General features: G+C 62.7%; 21 protein-coding genes. 11 read left to right on the top strand and 10 right to left on the bottom strand.

The window, feature by feature from the left end:
• The first annotated feature begins 4 nt into the window (after positions 1-4).
• Positions 5-892: a 3-hydroxyisobutyrate dehydrogenase gene (gene mmsB, locus N5D53_RS24255; protein ID WP_010955321.1), complete on the top strand. Its 888-nt coding sequence runs from the start codon at positions 5-7 to the stop codon at positions 890-892.
• Positions 893-1,084: 192 nt separating this feature from the next.
• Here mmsB and N5D53_RS24250 read toward each other — a convergent pair whose 3' ends face one another.
• Together N5D53_RS24250 and N5D53_RS24245 are read right to left on the bottom strand one after the other, a co-directional pair.
• On the bottom strand, positions 1,085-1,429 hold the full coding sequence (locus tag N5D53_RS24250) for a cupin domain-containing protein (protein WP_003251579.1): 345 nt from the start codon (positions 1,427-1,429) through the stop codon (positions 1,085-1,087).
• Positions 1,430-1,570: 141 nt separating this feature from the next.
• Complete coding sequence (locus tag N5D53_RS24245) at positions 1,571-2,452, bottom strand: LysR substrate-binding domain-containing protein (protein WP_274142470.1); 882 nt, start codon at positions 2,450-2,452, stop codon at positions 1,571-1,573.
• 77 nt (positions 2,453-2,529) lie between these two features.
• Here N5D53_RS24245 and N5D53_RS24240 point away from each other — a divergent pair, with 77 nt between their 5' ends.
• Positions 2,530-3,294: a sulfite exporter TauE/SafE family protein gene (locus tag N5D53_RS24240; protein WP_274142473.1), complete on the top strand. Its 765-nt coding sequence runs from the start codon at positions 2,530-2,532 to the stop codon at positions 3,292-3,294.
• Here the strand turns inward: N5D53_RS24240 and N5D53_RS24235 are convergent.
• Entirely contained in the window at positions 3,284-3,598 is a 315-nt protein-coding gene (locus N5D53_RS24235; protein ID WP_003251589.1) for a putative quinol monooxygenase, read from the bottom strand. The genes N5D53_RS24240 and N5D53_RS24235 overlap by 11 nt on opposite strands.
• Before the next feature lie 163 nt (positions 3,599-3,761).
• Here N5D53_RS24235 and N5D53_RS24230 point away from each other — a divergent pair, with 163 nt between their 5' ends.
• From N5D53_RS24230 to ggt, 3 genes are all read left to right on the top strand, one after another.
• The gene (locus N5D53_RS24230; protein ID WP_049587100.1) at positions 3,762-4,352 is read left to right on the top strand and encodes an NAD(P)H-dependent oxidoreductase; all 591 of its coding nucleotides are present in this window, start codon (positions 3,762-3,764) and stop codon (positions 4,350-4,352) included.
• Positions 4,353-4,535: 183 nt separating this feature from the next.
• Positions 4,536-5,432 (top strand): LysR family transcriptional regulator, encoded by an 897-nt coding sequence (locus N5D53_RS24225; RefSeq protein WP_020193399.1) that lies wholly within the window; start codon positions 4,536-4,538, stop codon positions 5,430-5,432.
• A gap of 117 nt (positions 5,433-5,549) precedes the next feature.
• Positions 5,550-7,217 carry a gamma-glutamyltransferase gene (ggt, locus tag N5D53_RS24220; RefSeq protein ID WP_274142475.1) on the top strand — a complete coding sequence of 556 codons (1,668 nt, stop codon included), beginning with the start codon at positions 5,550-5,552 and terminating at the stop codon, positions 7,215-7,217.
• A 135-nt stretch (positions 7,218-7,352) separates the two neighbouring features.
• On the opposite strand, the gene N5D53_RS24215 is transcribed toward ggt, so the two are convergent.
• Together N5D53_RS24215 and N5D53_RS24210 are read right to left on the bottom strand one after the other, a co-directional pair.
• Positions 7,353-9,272: a methyl-accepting chemotaxis protein gene (locus N5D53_RS24215; protein WP_274142477.1), complete on the bottom strand. Its 1,920-nt coding sequence runs from the start codon at positions 9,270-9,272 to the stop codon at positions 7,353-7,355.
• Between the two features lie 171 nt (positions 9,273-9,443).
• Positions 9,444-10,334, bottom strand: a complete 891-nt coding sequence (locus tag N5D53_RS24210; protein ID WP_003251596.1) for a neutral zinc metallopeptidase — start codon at positions 10,332-10,334, stop codon at positions 9,444-9,446.
• Positions 10,335-10,534: 200 nt separating this feature from the next.
• Here N5D53_RS24210 and pcaH point away from each other — a divergent pair, with 200 nt between their 5' ends.
• Positions 10,535-11,254 (top strand): protocatechuate 3,4-dioxygenase subunit beta, encoded by a 720-nt coding sequence (gene pcaH, locus N5D53_RS24205; RefSeq protein WP_009682255.1) that lies wholly within the window; start codon positions 10,535-10,537, stop codon positions 11,252-11,254.
• Positions 11,255-11,264: 10 nt separating this feature from the next.
• Positions 11,265-11,870: a protocatechuate 3,4-dioxygenase subunit alpha gene (gene pcaG, locus N5D53_RS24200; RefSeq protein ID WP_010955312.1), complete on the top strand. Its 606-nt coding sequence runs from the start codon at positions 11,265-11,267 to the stop codon at positions 11,868-11,870.
• Positions 11,871-12,007: 137 nt separating this feature from the next.
• Here pcaG and trmA read toward each other — a convergent pair whose 3' ends face one another.
• The 3 genes from trmA to N5D53_RS24185 form a co-directional block, all read right to left on the bottom strand.
• Positions 12,008-13,093, bottom strand: coding sequence for a tRNA (uridine(54)-C5)-methyltransferase TrmA (trmA, locus tag N5D53_RS24195; protein WP_004575991.1), 1,086 nt, complete (start codon positions 13,091-13,093; stop codon positions 12,008-12,010).
• Complete coding sequence (locus tag N5D53_RS24190; RefSeq protein ID WP_003251606.1) at positions 13,090-14,385, bottom strand: NCS2 family permease; 1,296 nt, start codon at positions 14,383-14,385, stop codon at positions 13,090-13,092. The genes trmA and N5D53_RS24190 overlap by 4 nt, the downstream gene beginning before the upstream one ends.
• A 229-nt stretch (positions 14,386-14,614) precedes the next feature.
• A complete protein-coding gene (locus N5D53_RS24185) occupies positions 14,615-15,835 on the bottom strand; it encodes an MFS transporter (RefSeq protein ID WP_010955310.1) in 1,221 nt (406 codons plus the stop codon).
• Between the two features lie 343 nt (positions 15,836-16,178).
• Here N5D53_RS24185 and N5D53_RS24180 point away from each other — a divergent pair, with 343 nt between their 5' ends.
• The 3 genes from N5D53_RS24180 to N5D53_RS24170 are packed head-to-tail and all read left to right on the top strand — an operon-like array spanning position 16,179 to position 18,791.
• On the top strand, positions 16,179-17,615 hold the full coding sequence (locus N5D53_RS24180; RefSeq protein WP_010955309.1) for a cytochrome ubiquinol oxidase subunit I: 1,437 nt from the start codon (positions 16,179-16,181) through the stop codon (positions 17,613-17,615).
• Positions 17,616-17,618: 3 nt separating this feature from the next.
• On the top strand, positions 17,619-18,626 hold the full coding sequence (gene cydB / locus N5D53_RS24175) for a cytochrome d ubiquinol oxidase subunit II (protein ID WP_010955308.1): 1,008 nt from the start codon (positions 17,619-17,621) through the stop codon (positions 18,624-18,626).
• 9 nt (positions 18,627-18,635) lie between these two features.
• On the top strand, positions 18,636-18,791 hold the full coding sequence (locus N5D53_RS24170; protein WP_003251614.1) for a DUF2474 domain-containing protein: 156 nt from the start codon (positions 18,636-18,638) through the stop codon (positions 18,789-18,791).
• Positions 18,792-18,896: 105 nt separating this feature from the next.
• On the opposite strand, the gene N5D53_RS24165 is transcribed toward N5D53_RS24170, so the two are convergent.
• Together N5D53_RS24165 and N5D53_RS24160 are read right to left on the bottom strand one after the other, a co-directional pair.
• Positions 18,897-20,021 (bottom strand): methyltransferase, encoded by a 1,125-nt coding sequence (locus N5D53_RS24165; RefSeq protein ID WP_274142481.1) that lies wholly within the window; start codon positions 20,019-20,021, stop codon positions 18,897-18,899.
• 96 nt (positions 20,022-20,117) lie between these two features.
• Complete coding sequence (locus tag N5D53_RS24160) at positions 20,118-20,825, bottom strand: autoinducer binding domain-containing protein (RefSeq protein ID WP_064491001.1); 708 nt, start codon at positions 20,823-20,825, stop codon at positions 20,118-20,120.
• Between the two features lie 215 nt (positions 20,826-21,040).
• Here N5D53_RS24160 and N5D53_RS24155 point away from each other — a divergent pair, with 215 nt between their 5' ends.
• Positions 21,041-21,817 (top strand): ferredoxin--NADP reductase, encoded by a 777-nt coding sequence (locus N5D53_RS24155; protein WP_014592355.1) that lies wholly within the window; start codon positions 21,041-21,043, stop codon positions 21,815-21,817.
• Positions 21,818-22,131: the final 314 nt, after the last annotated feature.

Here is a 22,131-nt window from a genome sequence, read left to right as displayed (position 1 = left end):
CGTCATGCGTATCGCATTCATCGGCCTGGGCAACATGGGCGCGCCCATGGCCCGCAACCTGATCAAGGCCGGGCATCAGCTGAACCTGTTCGACCTGAACAAGGCCGTGCTGGCCGAGCTGGCAGAACTGGGCGGGCAGATCAGCCCCTCGCCCAAGGACGCGGCGGCCAACAGCGAGCTGGTGATCACCATGCTGCCGGCCGCAGCCCATGTGCGTAGCGTTTACTTGAACGAGGACGGCGTACTGGCCGGCATTCGTCCTGGCACGCCGACCGTTGACTGCAGCACCATCGACCCGCAGACCGCACGTGATGTGTCCAAGGCCGCAGCGGCAAAAGGTGTGGACATGGGGGATGCGCCGGTTTCCGGTGGTACTGGCGGCGCCGCGGCCGGCACCCTGACGTTCATGGTTGGCGCCAGTACCGAGTTGTTCGCCAGCCTCAAGCCGGTACTGGAGCAGATGGGCCGCAACATCGTGCACTGCGGGGAAGTCGGTACCGGCCAGATCGCCAAGATCTGCAACAACCTGCTGCTAGGCATTTCGATGATCGGCGTGTCCGAGGCCATGGCCCTGGGTAACGCGCTGGGTATCGATACCAAGGTGCTGGCCGGCATCATCAATAGTTCGACCGGGCGTTGCTGGAGCTCGGACACCTACAACCCGTGGCCGGGCATCATCGAAACCGCTCCGGCATCGCGTGGCTACACCGGTGGCTTTGGCGCCGAACTCATGCTCAAGGACCTGGGGTTGGCCACCGAAGCGGCACGCCAGGCACACCAACCGGTGATTCTCGGTGCCGTGGCCCAGCAGTTGTACCAGGCCATGAGCCTGCGAGGCGAGGGTGGCAAGGACTTCTCGGCCATCGTCGAGGGTTATCGCAAAAAGGATTGATGCAAGAGGTGGACTTCATCGCGGGCCAGGTGGCCTTCCCTCTGTAACTGCGCACCAGAGGGAAGGGCGTCTGCTCCGCGATTTTTTTTGTCCACGCTTACAGATAGTGCGCGGCCGTGGTAGGAGCGGGTTCACCCGCGAATGCTACAGAAGCCTCACCGCCGCATTAGCAGGTAAACCCGCGCCTGCAAGTCAGGCGAAGACGAAATACTTACGTACAGTCTCGACCACTTCCCACGTACCTTTCATGCCTGGCTCGATCACGAACACATCACCCGCTTTCAGGTGCTTCGGCTCTTCGCCTTCCGGGGTGATGATGCAGTAGCCATCGAGGAAGTGGCAGAACTCCCATTTATCGTAGTTGACCTCGAACTTGCCTGGGGTGCAGATCCAGGTGCCCATGATTTTGCTGCCGTCGGCCGACAGGTAGGCATTGAGGTTGACGGTGTGCGGATCGCCGCCGATGCGCTTCCACTTGGTGGCGTCCACGACCGGCGTCGGGCAGGTTTCGCGCAGGACGGTGATGAAATCGGACATGGCACAACTCCTGGTGACTGGCTGAATGACTGGTCACCATAGGCCCAACGGCCGAGCCGCAGTTGCCTGGGCTCGACGTCCAGGTGTCTGGCCGCGCTATGGCAGGCGGTTTACCTCGACAGTGGTGTGCGCCCTTGCGCATCAGCCGGTAAAGGTGGCTACCAGTTCTGCGGCATAGCCTGGTAATGCCGCAAAATCCCGCGCGCACACCAGCAACCGGCGGTTGGCCCATGGCTCCTGCAGCGCCGCCCAGTGCAACGGCAGCATGCCTTGCCAACGCAGCACCGCTGCCAGCGGCACCACCCCGATTCCGGCCCCGCCCGCGACCATGCGGATCACCCCATCAAACCCCTCCGCACGCACCCGAACCTGCATGCGCTGCCCCTCGTGCAGCGCTTGCTCTTCCAGGTACAACCCCAATGCACTGCCGGCCCCCAGGCCTACATAGCCATGGGCCAGGCTGTCGACGAAGCTTGGCGCCAGCGCACTGGCCAGGGGGTGGCCCTGTGGCGTCACCAGCACCAGCGGGTCGTCTCGAAACGGCCGGGTCTGCAGGTGCTCGCTGGGGGCGGCTGTGGACACGATGCCCAGGTCGGCCACGCCTTGGGTAATTGCCTGCACGATGCGCAAACTCGGCAGCTCTTGCACATCCACGCTGACGCCCGGGTTTTCAGCCAGATAGCTGGCCAGCAGTTCGGGCAGGTATTCGGTCAGCGCAGCGGTGTTGCACAGCAGGCGCACCTGGCCTTGCTGCCCTTGTGCGTATTGGCCCAGGTCGAACTGCAGGCGTTCGACCTGCTGCGTTATCAGCCGTGCATGTTGCAACAATGCCTGGCCAGCCGGCGTTGGTTGTACGCCACGGCGGTTACGTTCAAGCAAGGGAATGCCCAGCGATGCTTCCATGGCGCGGATGCGCGCACTGGCCGCTGGCAGCGACAGATGGCTGCGGCCGGCGCCGGCGGTAATGTTGCCGCACTCCACGGTGTGCTGGAACAGCTTGAGGTCGATCAGGTCGAAATGCATGTGGCTCTGTCCGGGCAAGAGGCTGGCTGAGTATATGGCAGATTCTCACGTCGGCCGGGGCACGGCATCATCGGCCCATGACGACCTTGCTTGCTTTCTACCAGAACATTGGCCCGGCACTCTCGTTGCTGGTTGTACTGACCTTTCTGCTGGCTGGCGCAGTGAAGGGGGTCATCGGCCTGGGCCTGCCGACCATTGCCATGGGCCTGTTGGGCCTGGCTATGCCACCGGCGCAGGCTGCCGCGTTGTTGATCGTGCCCTCGACACTCACCAACCTGTGGCAGCTGGCCAGCGGCGGGCACCTGCGAGGGTTGTTGGTCCGCCTGGGGCCGATGCTGGCATTGATTCTTGTCGGCACCTTGCTGGGCAGCGCCTGGCTGGGAATCAACAGTGGCCCCTGGGCTGCGCACGCGCTGGGGGGCGCCTTGCTGGTCTATGCGTTGTATGGGTTGGTCGGCCCGGGCTTGCAGGTAGCCCCGGGACACGAGCGCTGGCTGGGACCGCTTTGCGGGCTGGTCACGGGTGTGGTTACGGCGTCGACCGGGGTGTTCGTGATGCCAGCGGTGCCTTACCTGCAGAGCCTGGGCTTGAGCCGCGAGCAGATGATCCAGGCCCTGGGCCTGTCGTTCACGGTGTCGACCCTGGCCTTGGCCCTAGGCCTGGCCGGGCAGGATGCCTTGGGTGGCCAGGCGCTGGGGGCGTCGCTGCTGATGCTGGCGCCGGCCTTGCTCGGCATGCTGGCGGGCCAGTGGCTGCGTCAGCGGATCAGCGCGCTGCTGTTCAAGCGTTGCTTTTTCATCGGCCTGGCCGCCCTCGGCGGCCACCTGCTGATCAACGGCTAGCGGACGAAGCGCTGAGCATGTCGACCCTCTGGATATCGAAATCGCGCTCCAGGTAATCCATGCGTTTTTCGAAGAAGGCAGCCATGTGCGGGAGGGCCGAGTGCACGTCCAGCGCGGCCTTGTCGGCCCACACTTCGAAGAACACAAACAGGCTTGGGTCCTGCTGGTCGCGCAGCATGTGGTACTCGATGCAGCCGGGTTCCTGGCGGCTTGGCTCGACGTAGGGACGGAACAGGTTTTCGAACGCATCAGCCATTTCCGGGCGGGTCTTGGCTTTGAGGATAAAGGCGAACGGCTCACTCATGGGGCGCTACTCGGTGATGGGTGGTGAGTCAATTCTACGGCAATAATGCATTGCCAATTCGTGACTTCTGGTCAATTGTATTTTGCCCCGTCATCGCTGTATCCCGCCCCCGCGAGCCTCTAACCTGCCGGCATCAATTTTTGATTCGGCCGTGGAGGCCAGCATGAAAAAGATCCTTCTGCTCAATGGTGGTAAACAGTTCGCTCACTCCGAAGGCCGCCTCAACGCGACCTTGCACGAAGCGGCCATCGCTCACCTGGACCGCGCCGGTTTCGATGTGCGCCAGACGTTCATCGACGGCGGCTACGATGCCCAGGAAGAGGTGGAGAAATTCCTCTGGGCCGATGTGGTGGTCTATCAGATGCCCGGCTGGTGGATGGGCGCGCCGTGGACCGTGAAGAAGTACATCGACGAGGTGTTCACTGCCGGTCACGGCAGCCTGTATGCCAATGACGGTCGTACCCGTTCGGACCACTCGCAGAAATACGGCAGCGGTGGTCTGGTGCACGGCAAGCAATACATGTTGTCGCTGACCTGGAACGCGCCGCAGCAGGCGTTCGATGACCCCAGCGATTTCTTTGAAGGCAAAGGGGTGGATGCCGTGTACTTCCCGTTCCACAAGGCCAACCAGTTCCTGGGCATGACCGGCCTGCCGACCTTCCTGGCTGTGGATGTGATGAAGCGCCCGGATGTGCCGGCGGCGTTGGCAGCTTATGAGGCCCATCTGGACAAGGTGTTTGGCAAGGCACAGTAATTTTATGTCTGTACCGGCCTCTTCGCGGGCTTGCCCGCTCCCACAGGTATTACGCAGGTTTCAAGGACTTTGCAGTACTTGGGGGAGCGGGCAAGCCCGCGAAGAGGCCCGTACAGGCGCTGCTGGACTTGGCCTCGACAAGCGGTTATCTAATCCTTGCACAGACCAACCACAGGCCCTGATGTGAAAACCCGATCCGAAGAACTCCAGGTATTCGTCGCCGTCATCGACTGCGGCTCGATTTCCGCTGCTGCCGAGCAGATGGGCCAGACCCCGTCTGCCGTCAGCCGCACCTTGTCGCGTCTGGAGGGCAAGCTGGGCACCACGCTGGTCAACCGCACCACCCGGCGCATGGACCTTACCGAAGAGGGGCGCTACTTTCTTGAGCGCGCGCGGCTGATCCTGCAGCAGATGGACGAGATGGAAGAGCGTCTGTCGATGAACCGCCAGACCCCGACCGGGCGATTGCGCATCAATGCCGCTGCGCCGTTCATGCTGCATGCCATCCTGCCCTGGATCGGCGAGTTCCGCCGCCAGTACCCAGGCATCGAACTGGAGCTCAACACCGACGACCTGATCATCGACCTGCTGGAGCAGAGCACTGATGTGGCGATACGCATCGGAGAGCTGGCCGACTCCAGCCTGCACGCGCGCAGCCTGGGTTGCAGTCCGGTGCAGGTGCTGGCCAGTCCGGCCTACCTGGAGCAGCACGGCACGCCACGGCAGGTCGAGGACCTGGCCAACCACTGTCTGCTCGGCTTCAGCCAACCTGAGTCGCTCAATCACTGGCCGCTACGCCACGCTCAGGGCGATCGCTGGAGCATCCGCCCGGCGTTGGTTGCTTCCAGCGGCGAAACCCTGCGCCAGCTGGCGTTGGCCGGGGAGGGCATCGTCAGCCTGTCGCACTTCATGACCCACGAAGATATCCGCACAGGGCGCCTGCAGGTGCTGCTGAGCGAGGCCAACAATGGCTACCGTCAGCCGATCCACGCGGTGTATTACCGCAACACCCAGTTGGCGCTGCGCATCCAGTGCTTCCTGGATTTCATCCAGCGCAAGCTGGCGATGTACGCCTGCTGAGTTGCCTGATCGCGACAAATCCTGTCCACAGGCGGCGAAACTTCCGCCGGTTGATTGCACAGTCGAAGCGCTTCGGCCTTACTGACTGCTCAACAAAAACAACACCAAGGAAGTGTCATGCGTATTGTCCCTTTCCAGTATCTGGCTCTCGCAGCCGCGATCCTGAGCTGTTCCTCGGTTTACGCCGCCACCCTGGAGGGCGGCGCGGTGGCCGCCCCCGATCAATATGGTGCACAGGTGGCCGCCGATATTCTGAAAAAGGGCGGCAACGCGGTGGACGCGGCAGTCGCGACTGCCTTCACCCTGGCGGTGACTTACCCAGAGGCCGGTAATATCGGCGGTGGCGGCTTCATGACCCTGTTCGTCGATGGCAAGCCTTACTTCCTCGACTACCGCGAAGTCGCGCCCAAGGCCGCCACGCGCAACATGTACCTGGACGACAAGGGCGAGGTCATCGAGAACCTCAGCCTGGTCGGGGCACGCGCCGCAGGCGTACCCGGTACGGTAATGGGCCTGTGGGAGGCGCACCAGAAGTTCGGCAAGCTGCCCTGGAGCGAGTTGCTGACCCCGGCCATCGGCTATGCGAAAAACGGCTTCAAGGTGGCGGAAAAGCAGTACCAGTACCGCAACGATGCCCAAGGCATGTTCAAGACGGCGACCAACTTCAACGATTACTTTGGCAACATGAAGGTCGGCGAGCTGTTCAAGCAGCCGGAAATGGCCCAGACCCTGGAGCGCATAGCCGACAAGGGCGTGAGCGAGTTCTATCAAGGCAAGACCGCCGATTTGCTGGTGGCGCAGATGCAGGCTGACAAAGGCCTGATTACCAAAGAAGACCTGAAGGATTACAAGGCGGTATGGCGTGAACCGATGGCCGTGAGCTGGCGTGGCAATGTGGTGTATACCGCACCACCGCCGAGCTCGGGCGGTGTGGCGCTGGCCCAGTTGCTGGGCATCAAGGAAGACCGCGCGGCCGACTTCAAAGGGGTGGCGCATAACTCGGCGCAGTACATCCACCTGTTGGCCGAGATCGAGAAGCGGGTATTCGCCGACCGCGCCGATTACCTGGGCGACCCGGCCTTCACCAAGGTGCCGGTGGACCAGCTGGTGGCCAAGGATTACCTGGCCAAGCGCGCAGCTCAGGTCAACCCGAAGGCCATTTCCGACACCGACAAGGTCAAACCGGGCCTTGAACCGCACCAGACCACGCATTTCTCGATCGTCGACAAGCAGGGCAACGCGGTCAGCAATACCTACACCCTCAACCTCGACTACGGCAGTGGTGTGGTGGTGAAGGGCGCCGGTTTCCTGCTCAACGACGAGATGGATGATTTCAGCGCCAAGCCGGGGGCGGCGAACGCCTTTGGCGTGGTCGGCGGTGATGCCAACGCGATCGAACCGGGCAAGCGCATGCTGTCGTCGATGAGCCCCAGCCTGATGACCCGCGATGGCAAGGTCGAGTTGGTTATCGGTACCCCGGGTGGTTCACGGATCTTTACCTCGATCTTCCAGGTGATGAACAACCTGTACGACTACGGCATGCCGCTGGACAAGGCGGTGGCGGCGCAGCGCGTGCACCATCAGTTGCTGCCCAAGGACACCATCTACTTCGACAGCTATGCGCCATTGACCGGGCCGGTAGCTGATGGGCTGAAGAAGATGGGCTATGTGCTGGAGGACCAGGGCTGGGAGATGGGCGACATCCAGGCGATCCGCGTCGATGGGGCGAAGCTTGAGACCGCTTCCGACCCACGTGGGCGTGGGGTGGGGATGATCGTCAAGTAGTACCTGTGAGCACGCCGGGAGGGCTTTGCCCTCCTATCGCGACACAAGGCCGCTCCCATGACCTGCGTACGTGGATCAATATGGGAGCGGCCTTGAGTCGCGAAAGGGCCGCAAAGCGGCCCCAGGTGCCAACGGTCAGACGCGGAACTGGCTGACCAGTGTCTGCAACTGCCCACCCAGCCGCGCCAGCTCCACACTCGACGCTGCCGTCTCGTCACTGGCTGCTGCGGTTTGCTCTGACACATCACGCACATTCAGGATGCTTCGGCTGATCTCTTCAGCCACCGCACTCTGCTGCTCTGCCGCCGCAGCAATCTGCTGGTTCATCGACTGGATGCTCGATACCGTACTGGTGATGCTCTCCAGCGATGACCCGGCCTTTCGCGCCAGTTCGACGCTGCTGTCGGTCAGGGCACGGCTGCCCTGCATGGCATTCGCCACTTGCTGGGTACCGTGCTGCAGGCTGGCAATCAGCTCTTCGATCTCTTCGGTAGACTTCTGCGTGCGTTGGGCCAGGCCACGCACTTCGTCGGCAACCACGGCAAAGCCACGGCCTGCCTCGCCGGCACGCGCCGCCTCGATCGCTGCGTTGAGCGCCAGCAGGTTGGTCTGTTCGGCCACCGACTTGATCACGTCCATCACGCTGCCAATTTTCTGGCTTTCCTGCTGCAGCAGGTTCATGGCCTCGGTGGAGCGGTGCATGTCTTCGGCCAGGCGTTCGATCTGGCCAATCGCTTCGCCCACCACGCGGTCGCCGGCACGGGCTTCGTCATCGGCTCCGGTGGCTGCATGTGAGGCCTGCTCGGCATTGCGCGCCACTTCCTGAACGGTAGCGGCCATTTCGTGCATGGCGGTGGCCACCTGGTCGGTCTCGACTTTCTGGCTGTTGGCGCCCGCGCTGGTCTGTTCGGTGACTGCCGACAGTTCTTCGGCGGCGCTGGCAATCTGGGTGACGCCATCGCGGATGCCGCTGATCAGCTCGCGCAGGGTGGTGCCCATGCGCGCGATGCCTTGCTGCAGCACGCCCAGTTCGTCACGGCGGGTGACGCGCATGTGCTGGGTAAGGTCGCCACTGGCGATTTTTTCCACGGCCACCAGGGTGTCTTGCAACGGGCGCGTGATCTGGCGGGTGATCAGCACCGCCGCCAGCACGCCGACCAGCAGCGCCAGCAGTGTGGCGATGGCCTGCAGGCTGCGGGCCTGGGTACTCTCGATGTCACGGCGCTCCAGCTGGATCTGGTACAACGCGTCGCTGCGCTTGACGATGTCGGCACCCTGCACGGTCATTTCGGCACGCGAGGTGGTGATGTTGGCAACCGCGTTGCGGAACTGGCGTACGGCGTCACGATAGGCCAGTACTGCGTTTTCGAACTGTTGCAGGCGGGCGTCTTCGCTGGGCAGCTGGCGCTTGAGGTTGTCGGTATCGGCCAGTGCTGCATCCAGCTGGCGCAAGGCGGCCTGCTCGTTGGCGCTGCTGTTGTCGGCGATGTAGCCACGCACATCGATGCGTACCTGCAGCAGTTGCTGGCGGGCCTTGCTGATCAGCTGGTACTGGGCCAGGCGCACGCTGTCAGCCTCGGGGCGAGCCATCACCTCCTGGCTGAGCGCATCCATGGCCTGGTCGGCGCGGATGGCCGAGCTGTCCATGGAAACGCGCGCTGCGCGGGTGGCGTCGTAGCCCTGGCGCATCTTGTTCAGCGACAGCTTGTAGGCACTGATGGTATCGCCCAGCTCACCCAGCAGCTTGACGTTCTCCGGGCTTTTGAAGGTGGAGGCCAGGTAGGCCTGCTGCTTGCTGAATGCGTCCAGCTTGGCCAGGGTGTTGGCGGCGGCGGTATCGTCGCCGTTGGCGATCATGTACTGCAGGCGCGCAATGCGCAGATCGGTGAGGTCCTTGTTCAACTGGCCAATATCGCCCATCCAGTTGCTACGGTCGATCAGGCTGCCCAGGCTGGTCCAGCCGGTGAGGGCCAGCAGGCCAGTGAGGACCAGCACCAGGCCGAAGCCCAGGCCGAGTTTAAGGTTGACGCTGATGTTGGCGAACCAGCTGTTCATGCACGCTCTCCAGAAGTTGATTTCGCTCTCTTGATCTTCGATCGCCAGGCGTTGTTGTTCTGGATGCCCGCTGATTCGTGCAGGGGTTATCGGCCATGATTGGGGAAGCTGAAACGCTTTTTCAGCAAAATGTCAGCAAGCGGTCTCACTCGGTCCCTGTTGCACCGGGCATCAGAGAGTGCGTGCACTGAAGGTGTCGCAGCGATTCACTTCACCTTCGGCAAACCCGGCCTTGAACCAGCGCACCCGCTGCGCCGAGGTACCGTGGGTGAACGAGTCTGGCACTACGCGCCCGCGGCTTTGCTGCTGCAGGCGGTCGTCGCCGATTGCATTGGCCGCATTCAGCGCTTCCTCGACATCGCCTGGCTCCAGCCAGTTCAGGCGTTTCTGCGCCTGGTAGGCCCATACCCCGGCCAGACAGTCGGCCTGCAACTCCTGGCGCACCAACAGGCCGTTGTCGCCCTCCATGCGCTGACCAGCGCGTCGTGCGGCGTCGACCTTGGCCGAGACGCCCAGCAGTGTCTGCACATGGTGACCGATTTCGTGGGCGATCACGTAGGCCTGGGCGAAGTCGCCAGCTGCAGCGAAGCGGGTTTCCATTTCACGGAAGAACGACATGTCCAGGTATACCCGCTGGTCCGCCGGGCAATAGAACGGCCCAACCGCTGCCGAGGCAAAACCGCAGGCCGAATTGACCTGGCCGCTGAACAGGACCAGTTTGGGGTCACGGTATTGTTTGCCGGCCTCGGCGAACAGGGCTTTCCAAGTGTCTTCGGTGTCACCCAGAACCGAGGCGACGAACTCAGCTTGCTGGTCGTTGGCCGGTGGCGCCTTGCCGCCCGCACCACTGGGCGCCGTCTGCTGTTGTTGCTGCTCCATCTGCCCGGCAAGCTGGCCAAGAATCTGCAGCGGGTCCTGCCCGGTGAGCCAGCCGATGCCGACGATCAGCAGAATCGCCCCGAGCCCCAGCCCCTTGCCGCCGCCGAAGCGCATGCCGCCACCGCCACCTTCGCCCCGGGCATCGACCACGTTGTCGCTGCGTCGGCCTTTTCGCCATTCCATGAATGCTCTCCCGAGCGTGAAACAAGAAGTCAAAGATTAGTTCAGGAAAGCGGCAGGTGTCAGGCAAAGGTGTTAATCCATAACCATTTGGTTATGTATGAGGTGGTCGATTTCAATATTCATCGCGCGCGACCTGCCGGAAACTGCAAGTCCGCCTGCCACGCCCAGGCGTTCTCACAATTCCAAGAGAGGAAACCGGCATGCCCGCCCAGGACAACAGCCGCTTCGTGATCCGTGATCGCAACTGGCACCCTAAAGCCCTTACGCCTGACTACAAGACCTCCGTTGCCCGCTCGCCGCGCCAGGCACTGGTCAGCATTCCGCAGTCGATCAGCGAAACCACTGGTCCGGACTTTTCCCATCTGGGCTTCGGCGCCCACGACCATGACCTGCTGCTGAACTTCAATAACGGTGGCCTGCCCATTGGCGAGCGCATCATCGTCGCCGGCCGTGTCGTCGACCAGTACGGCAAGCCTGTGCCGAACACTCTGGTGGAGATGTGGCAAGCCAACGCCGGCGGCCGCTATCGCCACAAGAACGACCGCTACCTGGCGCCGCTGGACCCGAACTTCGGTGGTGTTGGCCGGTGCCTGACCGACCGTGACGGCTACTACAGCTTCCGCACCATCAAGCCGGGCCCGTACCCATGGCGCAACGGCCCGAACGACTGGCGCCCGGCGCATATCCACTTCGCCATCAGCGGCCCATCGATCGCCACCAAGCTGATCACCCAGTTGTACTTCGAAGGTGACCCGCTGATCCCGATGTGCCCTATCGTCAAGTCGATCGCCAACCCGCAAGCCGTGCAGCAGTTGATCGCCAAGCTCGACATGAGCAACGCCAACCCGATGGACTGCCTGGCCTACCGCTTCGACATCGTGCTGCGCGGCCAGCGCAAGACCCACTTCGAAAACTGCTGAGGACCCCGCCATGCCAATCGAACTGCTGCCGGAAACCCCTTCGCAGACTGCCGGCCCCTACGTGCACATCGGCCTGGCCCTGGAAGCCGCCGGCAACCCGACCCGCGACCAGGAAATCTGGAACTGCCTGGCCAAGCCAGACGCCCCGGGCGAGCACATTCTGCTGATCGGCCACGTATATGACGGAAACGGCCACCTGGTGCGCGACTCGTTCCTGGAAGTGTGGCAGGCCGACGCCAACGGTGAGTACCAGGATGCCTACAACCTGGAAAACGCCTTCAACAGCTTTGGCCGCACGGCTACCACCTTCGATGCCGGTGAGTGGACGCTGCAAACGGTCAAGCCGGGTGTGGTGAACAACGCTGCTGGCGTGCCGATGGCGCCGCACATCAACATCAGCCTGTTTGCCCGTGGCATCAACATCCACCTGCACACGCGCCTGTATTTCGATGATGAGGCCCAGGCCAATGCCAAGTGCCCGGTGCTCAACCTGATCGAGCAGCCGCAGCGGCGTGAAACCTTGATTGCCAAGCGTTGCGAAGTGGATGGCAAGACGGCGTACCGCTTTGATATCCGCATTCAGGGGGAAGGGGAGACCGTCTTCTTCGACTTCTGAGGTGAAGCTTGGGGCCGCTCTGCGGCCCATTCGCGGGCAAGCCCGCTCCTACAACGATCTGCGTACACCGACGCCGATCAATGTGGGAGCGGGCTTGCCCGCGAATGGGCTGCAAAGCAGCCCCGGCGATACAACGATCAGCGCCGAACCAGCAGAACCCCACTCTCCATATGGTGGGTATACGGGAACTGGTCAAACAATGCACAGCGCTCGATACGGTGGGTGTCCTGCAACTGGGCAATGTTCGCTGCCAGTGTTTCCGGGTTGCACGAGATGTACAGGATGCGTTCGAAACGACGGGTCAGCTCGCAGGTATCCGGGTCCATCCCCGCACGCGGTGGGTCGACGAACACTGTACCGAACTGATAACTCTTCAGGTCGATGCCTTCCAGGCGACGGAACGGCCGCACCTCATTCAGTGCCTGGGTCAGCTCCTCTGCCGACAAACGTACCAGCCGCACGTTATCCACAGCGTTTTCGTCAAGGTTGCTCAGTGCGGCATTGACCGACGTCTTGCTGATTTCGGTGGCCAGCACCTGGCGTACGCGCGTGGCCAGCGGCAGGGTGAAGTTACCGTTGCCGCAATACAGCTCCAGCAGGTCATCCTCACGCTCGCCAATGGCCTCGAAGGCCCAGCTGAGCATCTTCTGGTTCACTGCGCCGTTGGGCTGGGTGAACGCACCCTCCGGCTGGCGGTAACTGAACACGCGGCCAGCCACATCGAGTTTTTCCACTGCGTAGTCGCGGCCGATAACCAGGCGTTTGCCCTTGGAGCGGCCGATGACGCTCACCCCCAGCGCTTCAGCCAGTTGCCGTGCTTCCACTTCCCAGGCCTCGTCCAGCGGGCGGTGATAGCACATCGTGATCATCGCATCGCCAGCCAGGGTGGTGAGGAACTCCACCTGGAACAGGCGGTTGCCCAGTTCTTCGCTGGCCTGCCAGGCTGCCTTCAGGCGTGGCATCAACGCGTTGATGCGTTCGCTGGCAATGGGGAAATCGTCGATCAGGATTGCTTTGTGCTTCTCGCCCGGGGCGAACATGGCGTAGTGGCGCTGGCCATCCTCGCGCCACAGGCGGAACTCGGCGCGCAGGCGGTAATGCTCGCGCGGCGAGTCGAAAACAGCCGGTTCCGGCGCACCGAACGGTGCCAGCAGCTCGCGCAGCCGGGCCACTTTGGCATCCAGTTGGGTGGCGTAGGAGGAGGGGTCGAAAGCAGCACTCATGCGTTGAACCAGCCTAGCTTGATGACGAACAGGATGGAAAGGATCACCAGGGCCGGGTTCAGGTCGCGACGGCGGCCGGAAATCAGTTTGACGGCGGTCCAGGCGATGAAGCCGAAGGCGATGCCATTGGCGATCGAGTAAGTCAGCGGCATGGCCAAGGCAGTTACCACCACCGGTGCGGCTTCGGTGACGTCGTCCCAGTTTATTTCCGCCAGGCCCGAGGCCATCAGTACCGCGACGAACAGCAGCGCTGGAGCGGTGGCGAAGGCGGGCACGCTACCGGCCAGTGGGGCGAAGAACAGCGCCAGCAGGAACAGCACAGCAACCACGATGGCCGTCAGGCCGGTGCGGCCACCGGCGCTCACGCCCGCAGCGGACTCGATATAGCTGGTGGTGGTCGAGGTGCCCAGCAGGGAGCCGGCCATGGCGGCGGTGCTGTCGGCGATCAGGGCGCGGCCCATCTTCGGCATGTGGCCGTCCTTGCCCATCAGGCCGGCGCGCTTGGCCACGGCGATCAGGGTACCGGAGTTGTCGAACAGGTCGACGAACAGGAACGCGAAGATCACGCTGATCAGGCCCACGTCGAGGGCACCGGCGATGTCCAGCTGCAGGAAGGTGGGTGCCAATGAAGGTGGCATCGACACGATCCCGCCGAACGGCGTGACGCCCATGGCGATCGATGCGACGGTGACGGCCAGGATGCCGATCAGCACCGCGCCGCGAACTTTCAGCGACTCAAGGCCGACGATCAGGAAGAAGCCCAGTGTGGCGAGAATCACCGAAGGCTGCTTGAGGTCGCCCATGCCCACCAAAGTGGCTGGGTTATCGACGACGATGCCGGCGTTATGCAGGGCGATCAATGCCAGGAACAGGCCGATGCCGGCGGCAATCGCCGAACGCAGCGGCAGCGGGATGCTGTTCACGATCCACTCGCGGATACGGAAGATCGACAGCAGGAAGAACATCACTGCTGACAGGAACACGGCACCCAGTGCCACCTGCCAGGTGTGGCCCATGTGCAGCACTACGGTGTAGGTGAAGAACGCGTTCAGGCCCATGCCCGGTGCCAGGGCGATCGGGTAGTTGGCAATCAGGCCCATGGTGGCGGAGCCGATGGCGGCTGCCAGGCAGGTGGCGACGAAGATCGCGCCCTTGTCCATGCCGGTCTCGCCGAGGATGCTCGGATTGACGAACAGGATGTAGGCCATGGCCAGGAAGGTGGTGACGCCCGCGAGAATCTCGGTGCGCACGTTGGTGTTGTGTGCTCTTAGTTGAAACAGCCTTTCCAGCATGCCCGCTCCCCAAGGCGCCCCCGGCGCCATGAATGTATCGACCCCAACAGCAAAGCACAGACCGTACCGGATGCCGTGGTTTTGTGTGGGGAGGAAAAAAGCCGCGCATCATACCAGCATGCATGGCGGGGGCCTATGGCCGTTGGGGAATGGGTTTTTCTGGCCCTGTGCGGGGAAGTTCCCCCGTAGGCGCGGGCTTGCCCGCGAAGCGGCGGGCACAGGTGACCCATCACCCGTTATGCAACCGATCCCGCTTGGCCAGGGTAGGGAACAGTTTTATCCACACCCCGGTCACCACCAAAGTGCCCACCCCGCCCAGCACCACCGCCGGCACTGTACCAAACCAGTGCGCGGTCACCCCCGATTCGAACTCACCGAGCTGGTTCGAGGCACCGATGAACAAGCCGTTCACTGCGCTGACCCGCCCACGCATTTCATCCGGTGTCTCCAGCTGCACGAACGAACTGCGAATGACCATGCTGATCATGTCTGCCGCACCCAGTACCACCAGTACCGCCAGCGAGAACCAGAACGAGGTCGACAGGCCGAAGGCGATGGTCGCCACACCGAACACCCCGACCGCAGTGAACATCGTCCGCCCGACGTTGCGCTGGAACGGGAAGCGCGCCAGCCAGAGCGACATCAGCAACGCCCCCACCGCTGGCGCCGAGCGCAACAGGCCAAGGCCCATCGGCCCGGTCAGCAGGATGTCCTTGGCAAATACCGGCAGCAACGCGGTGGCTCCGCCCAACAATACGGCGAACAGGTCCAGCGAGATGGCGCCAAGGATGTCGGGCCGGCTGCGAATGAAGCGGATGCCAGCCAGCAGCGATTCGATGCTGGCGCGTCCGCGCTGGGCGACCTGGCCGCGCGCCTGCAGGCTCAGGGTCAGCACGCAGGCAATGGCGTACAAGGCCACCGTCGGGCCGTACACCCACATGCTGCCAAAGGCATACAGGAAACCGCCCACCGCCGGCGCCACGATGGTCGCCGACTGGGTGGCCGAGGCCGACGCCGCCACTGCCCGCGGGAACAGCCCGGCCGGTACCACATTGGGCAATAGCGCCTGGGTTGCCGGCATTTCGAATGAGCGGCTGGCGCCGAGCAGGAAGGCCAGGGCAAAGATCAGTTCGCGGGTGACGTTGTCGGTGGCACTGCCCACCGCCAGCGCCAGGGCAATCAGCCCCTGAAGGCTCTGGCACAGGGCGGCGACCTTGCGCCTGTCATAGCGGTCGGCGACATGGCCGGTGTGCAGCATGAACAGCACCCGTGGGGCGAACTCGACCAGGCCGACCAGGCCCAGGTCCAGTACGTTGCCGGTCAATTGGTAGAGGTGCCAGCCGATGGCCACGGTGAGCATCTGGAAGCCGCTGGCGGTGAACACGCGAGCCAGCCAGAAGGCCAGAAAAGGACGATGGTGACGCAACAACTGCGGTGCGGAATCGGACATCGGAAACCAGGGGCCTCGGCGCAGTAGAGGGGTGCGCAGCGTATCATCTGTTTGTAACAAACGGTTACTGTTTGCTCAGGTCGGCACTTTTCCACTGCTAATCAAAGAGGGTGAGGCAACAGGTCACGCGGCAATCCACCACACGGCCCACCAGGCCATTCGGGACTATGCTTCCTAGCATTCATTGATCTGGGTCAATCGTTCCAGATCAATGAATTGGCCGTCTGGCCGGAATCCCTGCGATCGAACAGAACAATTCCAACACGCCGTACTCGACCCAGTGGGGGCAGTGGGCGACTGGGGCCACAAGCCCGGACGCCGGATTATCTGAAGAGGAAGCACCATGTTCGGAATAGAGGCCTTAGAGCTCGCCCGAATGCAGTTTGCCTTTACCGTGTCGTTCCACATCCTGTTCCCGGCCATCACCATTGGCCTGGCCAGCTACCTGGCAGTCCTCGAAGGCCTCTGGCTGCGGACCCACAACCAGGTCTACCGTGACCTCTATCACTTCTGGTCGAAGATCTTCGCCGTCAACTTCGGCATGGGCGTCGTCTCCGGCCTGGTCATGGCCTACCAGTTCGGCACCAACTGGAGCCGCTTCTCCGACTTTGCCGGCGCCGTCACCGGCCCGCTACTCACCTACGAAGTACTGACTGCGTTCTTCCTCGAGGCCGGTTTCCTGGGCGTCATGCTGTTTGGCTGGAACCGCGTCGGCCGTGGTCTGCACTTCTTCTCCACGGTGATGGTAGCGCTCGGTACGCTGGTCTCGACCTTCTGGATTCTCGCCTCCAACAGCTGGATGCAAACCCCGCAAGGTCACGAGATCATCGATGGTCGGGTGGTGCCGGTGGACTGGTTTGCGGTGGTGTTCAACCCCTCCTTCCCCTACCGCCTGATGCACATGGCCACTGCCGCGTTCGTGTCCACCGCGTTCTTCGTCGGTGCCTCGGCGGCCTGGCACCTGCTGCGCGGGCGTGACAACCCGGCTGTACGCAAGATGCTGTCGATGGCCATGTGGATGGCACTGATCGTCGCCCCGATTCAGGCAGTGATCGGCGATTTCCACGGCCTCAATACTCTCAAGCACCAGCCGGTGAAAATTGCTGCGATCGAAGGCCACTGGGAGAACGTGCCCGGTGAGCCGACTCCGCTGATCCTGTTCGGCATTCCCGACATGGAGGCCGAGACTACCCGGTTCAAGATCGAGATCCCGGCGCTCGGCAGCCTTATCCTGACTCACAGCCTGGACAAGCAGGTGCCGGCGATGAAGGAGTTTCCGCCCGAGGACCGGCCTAATTCGACCATTGTGTTCTGGTCGTTCCGGATCATGGTCGGGCTTGGTTTCCTGATGATCTTCGTTGGCCTGTGGAGCCTGTGGTTGCGCAAACGCGGCACGCTGTACAGTTCGCGCCCGTTCTTGCATGTGGCCCTGTGGATGGGCCCATCCGGGCTGGTCGCGTTGCTGGCCGGCTGGTTCACCACCGAAATTGGCCGCCAGCCCTGGGTGGTGTACGGCCTGATGCGCACGGCGGACGGTGTTTCCAACCACAGCTACGCCCAGCTCGGCTTCACCCTTGTGGCGTTCGTGGTGGTGTACTTCGCCCTGTTTGGCACCGGCCTTGGCTACATGATGCGCCTGGTGCGCAAAGGGCCGCAGACCGGCGAGGGTGACGAGCACACACCGGGAGGCCCAGGCCAGAAACGCACGCCGGCACGGCCTTTGTCCGCCGCCGATGATGGCCGCGAGGCCACCTCTGCCAGCCTGAACGAGGGGAACTGAACCATGGGTATCGACCTTCCACTGATCTGGGCCGTGATCATCATCTTCGGCGTCATGATGTACGTGGTGATGGACGGATTCGACCTGGGGATCGGCATGCTCTTCCCCTTCGTCAAGGGCGAGCAGGACCGTGATGTCATGATGAACACTGTCGCGCCGGTATGGGACGGCAACGAAACCTGGTTGGTCCTGGGCGGTGCCGGACTGTTCGGGGCCTTCCCGATGGCCTATGCCGTGGTCCTCGAGGCCCTGTACCTGCCCCTGATCCTGATGCTGATCGGCCTGATTTTCCGGGGCGTGGCCTTCGAGTTTCGCTTCAAGGCCAAGGCCGACAAGCGGCACATCTGGGACAAGGCTTTCATCTGGGGTTCACTGATCGCCACCTTCTTCCAGGGCGTGGCGCTGGGCGCGTTCCTGGAGGGGTTCAAGGTGGTCGACCGGCATTTTGCCGGTGGCACCCTGGACTGGCTGACGCCGTTCAGCCTGTTCTGCGGGCTGGGGTTGATCGTGGCCTACACCCTGCTGGGTTGCACCTGGCTGATCATGAAGACCGAAGGGCCGCTGCAGCAGAAGATGCACGATATGGCCCGGCCGCTGGCGCTGGTGCTGCTGGTGGTGATCGGTATCGTCAGCCTGTGGACGCCCATCGCCTACCCGCAGATTGCCGACCGCTGGTTCAGCATGCCCAACCTGATCTGGTTCATGCCGGTGCCGCTGCTGGTGCTGGTGACCTTCTACGGGTTGCTCAAAGCGGTGGCACGCAACGCGCACTACACGCCGTTCCTGCTCACGCTGGTACTGATCTTCCTTGGCTACAGCGGCTTGGGAATCAGCCTGTGGCCTAACATCATCCCGCCGTCGATTTCGATCTGGGATGCCGCAGCGCCACCGCAAAGCCAGGGCTTCATGCTGGTGGGTACCCTGTTCATCCTGCCGTTTATCCTCATGTATACCTTCTGGAGCTACTACGTGTTCCGCGGCAAGGTGACCCACGAAGACGGCTATCACTAGGAGGGCCGCATGATGGCTGGCAAGCATGGTTTGGAAGACAAGAAACCGCTGTGGCAGCGACTGGGTTGGCTGTTGCTGATCTGGGCGATGAGCGTCGCAGCGCTGGGTGTGGCGGCCTGGGTGATGCGGCTGTTCATGGGGGCGGCGGGCCTGACCACACACTGATAAAGAGCGGCAGCGGGCTTGCCCGCGAAGCAGGCAACGCGCTAGATGGCACCGGCGTTGCCGGTGTTCGCGGGCAAGCCCGCTCCTACGGGGGCGGTGGCGCGCTTACTTGCGGGCTTTCAGAATGACGAACTTGGGCGTTGCCGCCACCTGCTCCACCCCCCGGAACAACCGCGCCAGCTTGCTGTGATAGCCCAGGTGCCGGTTACCCACGATGTACAGCGCCCCACCTACCACCAGCGCTTCACGCGCCTGCTGGAACATGCGCCAGGCCAGGAAATCGCCTACTACCTGCTGTTGATGGAACGGCGGGTTGCACAGCACCACGTCCAGCGACTGTTTCTCCAGCCCGGCCAGGCCATCGGCCGCGAAGAAGGTCGCCGGGCGCTCGCCCAACGCTGCCAGCCAGTTCTCCCGCGCCGATTGCACTGCCATGTACGACTCGTCGACCAGGGTGTACTCGGCCTCCGGGTTGGCCAGGGCGCTGGCGATCGCGAGCACGCCGTTGCCGCAGCCCAGGTCTGCCACCCGTGCACGGCCGAGGTTGCGTGGTAGATGCGGGAGGAACGCCCGCGTCCCGATATCCAGGCCTTCACGGCAGAACACGTTGGCGTGGTTGATCAATTCCAGTGCCGGCACGTCGAGGCGGTAGCAGCTGGGGTAGGGGGACTTGGCGAGCGGCCGCTCGGCAACCGTTGCTGTCAGCAAACGGGCCTTTTTCAGTGCCAGCGAAGCCTGTACGGGGCCGATGTACTTCTCCATCAGGTCGCCGGCCGCGCGCGGCAGGTGCTTGATCATCGCCCCGGCAATCACCTGCGCACCGGGTGCCAACTGGCCTTGCAGGCGGATCAGTTGTTCTTCCAGAAGGGCCAGGGTCTTGGGCACACGCACCAGCACCCGGTCGAACGGGCCTTGCCAGTGTTCGCTGGCCGGTACGAACGGCACACTGTCGAACGGCAGGCTATTGCGCGCCAGGTTCTTTTCCAGGGCCAGGTGCCCAAGGTGCGAGTCACCGCTGCTGACCACCTGCAGCTGGCCTGCAAGGCTTGCGGCCAGGGCACCGAAGCTGTCATTGAGCACCAGTACCCGGCAATTGGCGTCGGGTGCCTGATCGTGTAGCTGCGCAAGCAGGTACTCGTCGGCGGCATCGAAGGCCTGCAACGGGTCGTTGGCCTGCTCCGGCTGGCGGATCAGGTCGAGTTCGGCGTAGGGGGTGGTCAGCAGGGGCATGGCGTCTGGCTCGGGTACGAAACTGCCCGTTGCGGTTCGCGCCGGGCTTTGCCGGGCGATTCTACAGGGCTTTGCCCAAGGTCGCAGGTTTGAAGGTCAGATCCAGCCACGCAAGGCGGCAATGGCGATGGCTCCGGCCTTGTTGGCAGCGTTGGTCTTGGTGATCACGCTGCGGATATGGAAGTTGACCGTGCTTTGCGACAGCGAGAGGATGGAGGCAACATCGGCAGCGGTCTTGCCGGCGGCAGACCATTTCAGCACTTCCAGTTCGCGCTCGCTCATTTTCGGTTGGGGTGGGCATAGCGCGTTCAGGTGGTGCTCGCCCAGTACCGCGTGAAGGGTGTGGCACAGCCACTGCACGCTACCGGCTTTGTCGTACAGCTCGAGCACATCGATGTGGCCGTTTGGCCGAGCGACACTGATCTGGCTTTCGTTGTGCTGCTGGTCGTGAAGCGACTGTGTCCAGCCGTGGCGCAAGCCATGCTGGCAGGCCATTTCGCGAAATTGCGGGGCTTCCTTGTAAAGTTCATCGGTCCACAGCACCGGCGTCGTCGAGCTGTGGCTCAGGTTCGCTGCCGGGTCCTGCTTGTAGAAGTCGTCGCGCTGGTAGCGCTCGATCCACTCAATTGGGTAGTTGCTGTAGAGGTACAGCCTTGGCGTTTGCGTAGCGATCTGAATGCGGATGTTCAGCCCAAGGTAATCCATGTCCAGGTCCTGAGCCAGATGGACTGCGATGTCGAATAGCTTCTGCGGGCTGCGTTCGCTGACGAACGCATGAAGATACTCGGGTTTCCAGTGAAGCATTTGAAACACTCCTAGGGGCGCGCAGGATCCAATCCGTTTGAGTACCCGGATGATTGTAGGAAAAGACCTACCATCCTGTTGGGATTTTTTTGTTATAGCGAACAGGATTTTCTGCGAGTTCGGCACGTTCAACCTGGATGAGGCCCTACAAAGCGGTGGTTTTTATCCTGGCCACTTTAGGCGACACTGTGCACACGCCAACCCTGGAGCCCGATATGACCGCTAGCGCCGAAAAGTTCACTCGCCAGACACTGCTCGATGTTCAGCCACTGACGCCGAACCTCTTCAGCCTGCGGGTTACGCGCGATGCGGGGTTCCGTTTCCGTTCCGGCCAATTTGCCCGGCTAGGTGTGACCAAGGCCGATGGTAGTGTGGTGTGGCGCGCCTATTCCATGGTCAGCGCCCCTCATGACGAGCACCTGGATTTCTTTTCCATCGTGGTGCCAGGTGGTGAATTCACCAGTGAGCTGAGCCGTTTGGGGGCAGGCGATACGTTGCTGATCGACCGCCAGGCGTTTGGTTTTCTCACCCTCGACCGCTTCGTCGGAGGTCGTGACCTGTGGCTGCTGGCTACCGGTACCGGCATTGCGCCCTTTATGTCGATCCTGCAGGACTTCGAGGCCTGGGAGCGCTTCGACAGCATCAAGCTGGTGTATTCAGTGCGCGAAGCGAAGGAGCTGGCTTATGTGGATGAAATTGCCGGGCTGGAACAGCGCGATTATCTTGCCGAGTACGCGGGCAAGTTGCAGTTCATTCCCGTGGTGACCCGTGAACAGCACCCGGGTGCGTTGAATCAGCGCATTACCACGTTGATCGAGAATGGCGAACTGGAGAAGGCGGCGGGGCTTGAGCTGTCGCCGGAGCATTCGCGGGTGATGCTGTGCGGTAACCCGGAAATGATCGACGAAACTCGCAAGGTCCTCAAGGCGCGAGACCTGCAACTGAGCCTGAGCAAGCGGCCCGGGCAGGTGGCCGTCGAGAACTACTGGTAAGACCATTGCGGCCGTTGCGGGCCTGTAGGAGCGGGTTCACCCGCGAAAGGGCCGGGCCTGCTGGCCAATCACCACCGCCGTTCACCGTTGCCGCCACCATCGTATTCGCGGGTAAACCCGCTCCTACGCAGATTGGTGGTGGACACACATCGGAGGTTGGACACAGGCCGCCGTGTAGGAGCGGGTTCACCCGCGAAGAGGCCGGCCCTGCTGGCCAATCTCCACCCGCCGTTCACCGTTGCCGCCGCCACCGTATTCGCGGGTAAACCCGCTCCGATGGTGGACACGCATTGGAGGTTGGACACAGGCCGCCG

This window comes from Pseudomonas sp. GD03862 (genome assembly GCF_029840855.1).
In the GTDB taxonomy this organism is placed as follows: Bacteria; Pseudomonadota; Gammaproteobacteria; order Pseudomonadales; family Pseudomonadaceae; genus Aquipseudomonas; species Aquipseudomonas alloputida.
The sequence above is the reverse complement of the archived record's forward strand: the minus strand, read 5'-3'. Positions and strand labels throughout refer to the sequence as shown.

What these genes read in the sequence shown, in the direction of transcription:
- N5D53_RS24165 (WP_274142481.1), bottom strand. Translation starts at nt 20,021, where the DNA reads ATGCCCCTGCTGACCACCCCCTACGCCGAACTCGACCTGATCCGCCAG.
- pcaH (WP_009682255.1), top strand. Translation starts at nt 10,535, where the DNA reads ATGCCCGCCCAGGACAACAGCCGCTTCGTGATCCGTGATCGCAACTGG.
- trmA (WP_004575991.1), bottom strand. Translation starts at nt 13,093, where the DNA reads ATGAGTGCTGCTTTCGACCCCTCCTCCTACGCCACCCAACTGGATGCC.
- N5D53_RS24250 (WP_003251579.1), bottom strand. Translation starts at nt 1,429, where the DNA reads ATGTCCGATTTCATCACCGTCCTGCGCGAAACCTGCCCGACGCCGGTC.
- N5D53_RS24155 (WP_014592355.1), top strand. Translation starts at nt 21,041, where the DNA reads ATGACCGCTAGCGCCGAAAAGTTCACTCGCCAGACACTGCTCGATGTT.
- cydB (WP_010955308.1), top strand. Translation starts at nt 17,619, where the DNA reads ATGGGTATCGACCTTCCACTGATCTGGGCCGTGATCATCATCTTCGGC.
- N5D53_RS24160 (WP_064491001.1), bottom strand. Translation starts at nt 20,825, where the DNA reads ATGCTTCACTGGAAACCCGAGTATCTTCATGCGTTCGTCAGCGAACGC.
- N5D53_RS24245 (WP_274142470.1), bottom strand. Translation starts at nt 2,452, where the DNA reads ATGCATTTCGACCTGATCGACCTCAAGCTGTTCCAGCACACCGTGGAG.
- N5D53_RS24235 (WP_003251589.1), bottom strand. Translation starts at nt 3,598, where the DNA reads ATGAGTGAGCCGTTCGCCTTTATCCTCAAAGCCAAGACCCGCCCGGAA.
- N5D53_RS24180 (WP_010955309.1), top strand. Translation starts at nt 16,179, where the DNA reads ATGTTCGGAATAGAGGCCTTAGAGCTCGCCCGAATGCAGTTTGCCTTT.
- N5D53_RS24215 (WP_274142477.1), bottom strand. Translation starts at nt 9,272, where the DNA reads ATGAACAGCTGGTTCGCCAACATCAGCGTCAACCTTAAACTCGGCCTG.
- pcaG (WP_010955312.1), top strand. Translation starts at nt 11,265, where the DNA reads ATGCCAATCGAACTGCTGCCGGAAACCCCTTCGCAGACTGCCGGCCCC.
- mmsB (WP_010955321.1), top strand. Translation starts at nt 5, where the DNA reads ATGCGTATCGCATTCATCGGCCTGGGCAACATGGGCGCGCCCATGGCC.
- N5D53_RS24185 (WP_010955310.1), bottom strand. Translation starts at nt 15,835, where the DNA reads ATGTCCGATTCCGCACCGCAGTTGTTGCGTCACCATCGTCCTTTTCTG.
- N5D53_RS24190 (WP_003251606.1), bottom strand. Translation starts at nt 14,385, where the DNA reads ATGCTGGAAAGGCTGTTTCAACTAAGAGCACACAACACCAACGTGCGC.
- N5D53_RS24230 (WP_049587100.1), top strand. Translation starts at nt 3,762, where the DNA reads ATGAAAAAGATCCTTCTGCTCAATGGTGGTAAACAGTTCGCTCACTCC.
- ggt (WP_274142475.1), top strand. Translation starts at nt 5,550, where the DNA reads ATGCGTATTGTCCCTTTCCAGTATCTGGCTCTCGCAGCCGCGATCCTG.
- N5D53_RS24170 (WP_003251614.1), top strand. Translation starts at nt 18,636, where the DNA reads ATGATGGCTGGCAAGCATGGTTTGGAAGACAAGAAACCGCTGTGGCAG.
- N5D53_RS24240 (WP_274142473.1), top strand. Translation starts at nt 2,530, where the DNA reads ATGACGACCTTGCTTGCTTTCTACCAGAACATTGGCCCGGCACTCTCG.
- N5D53_RS24210 (WP_003251596.1), bottom strand. Translation starts at nt 10,334, where the DNA reads ATGGAATGGCGAAAAGGCCGACGCAGCGACAACGTGGTCGATGCCCGG.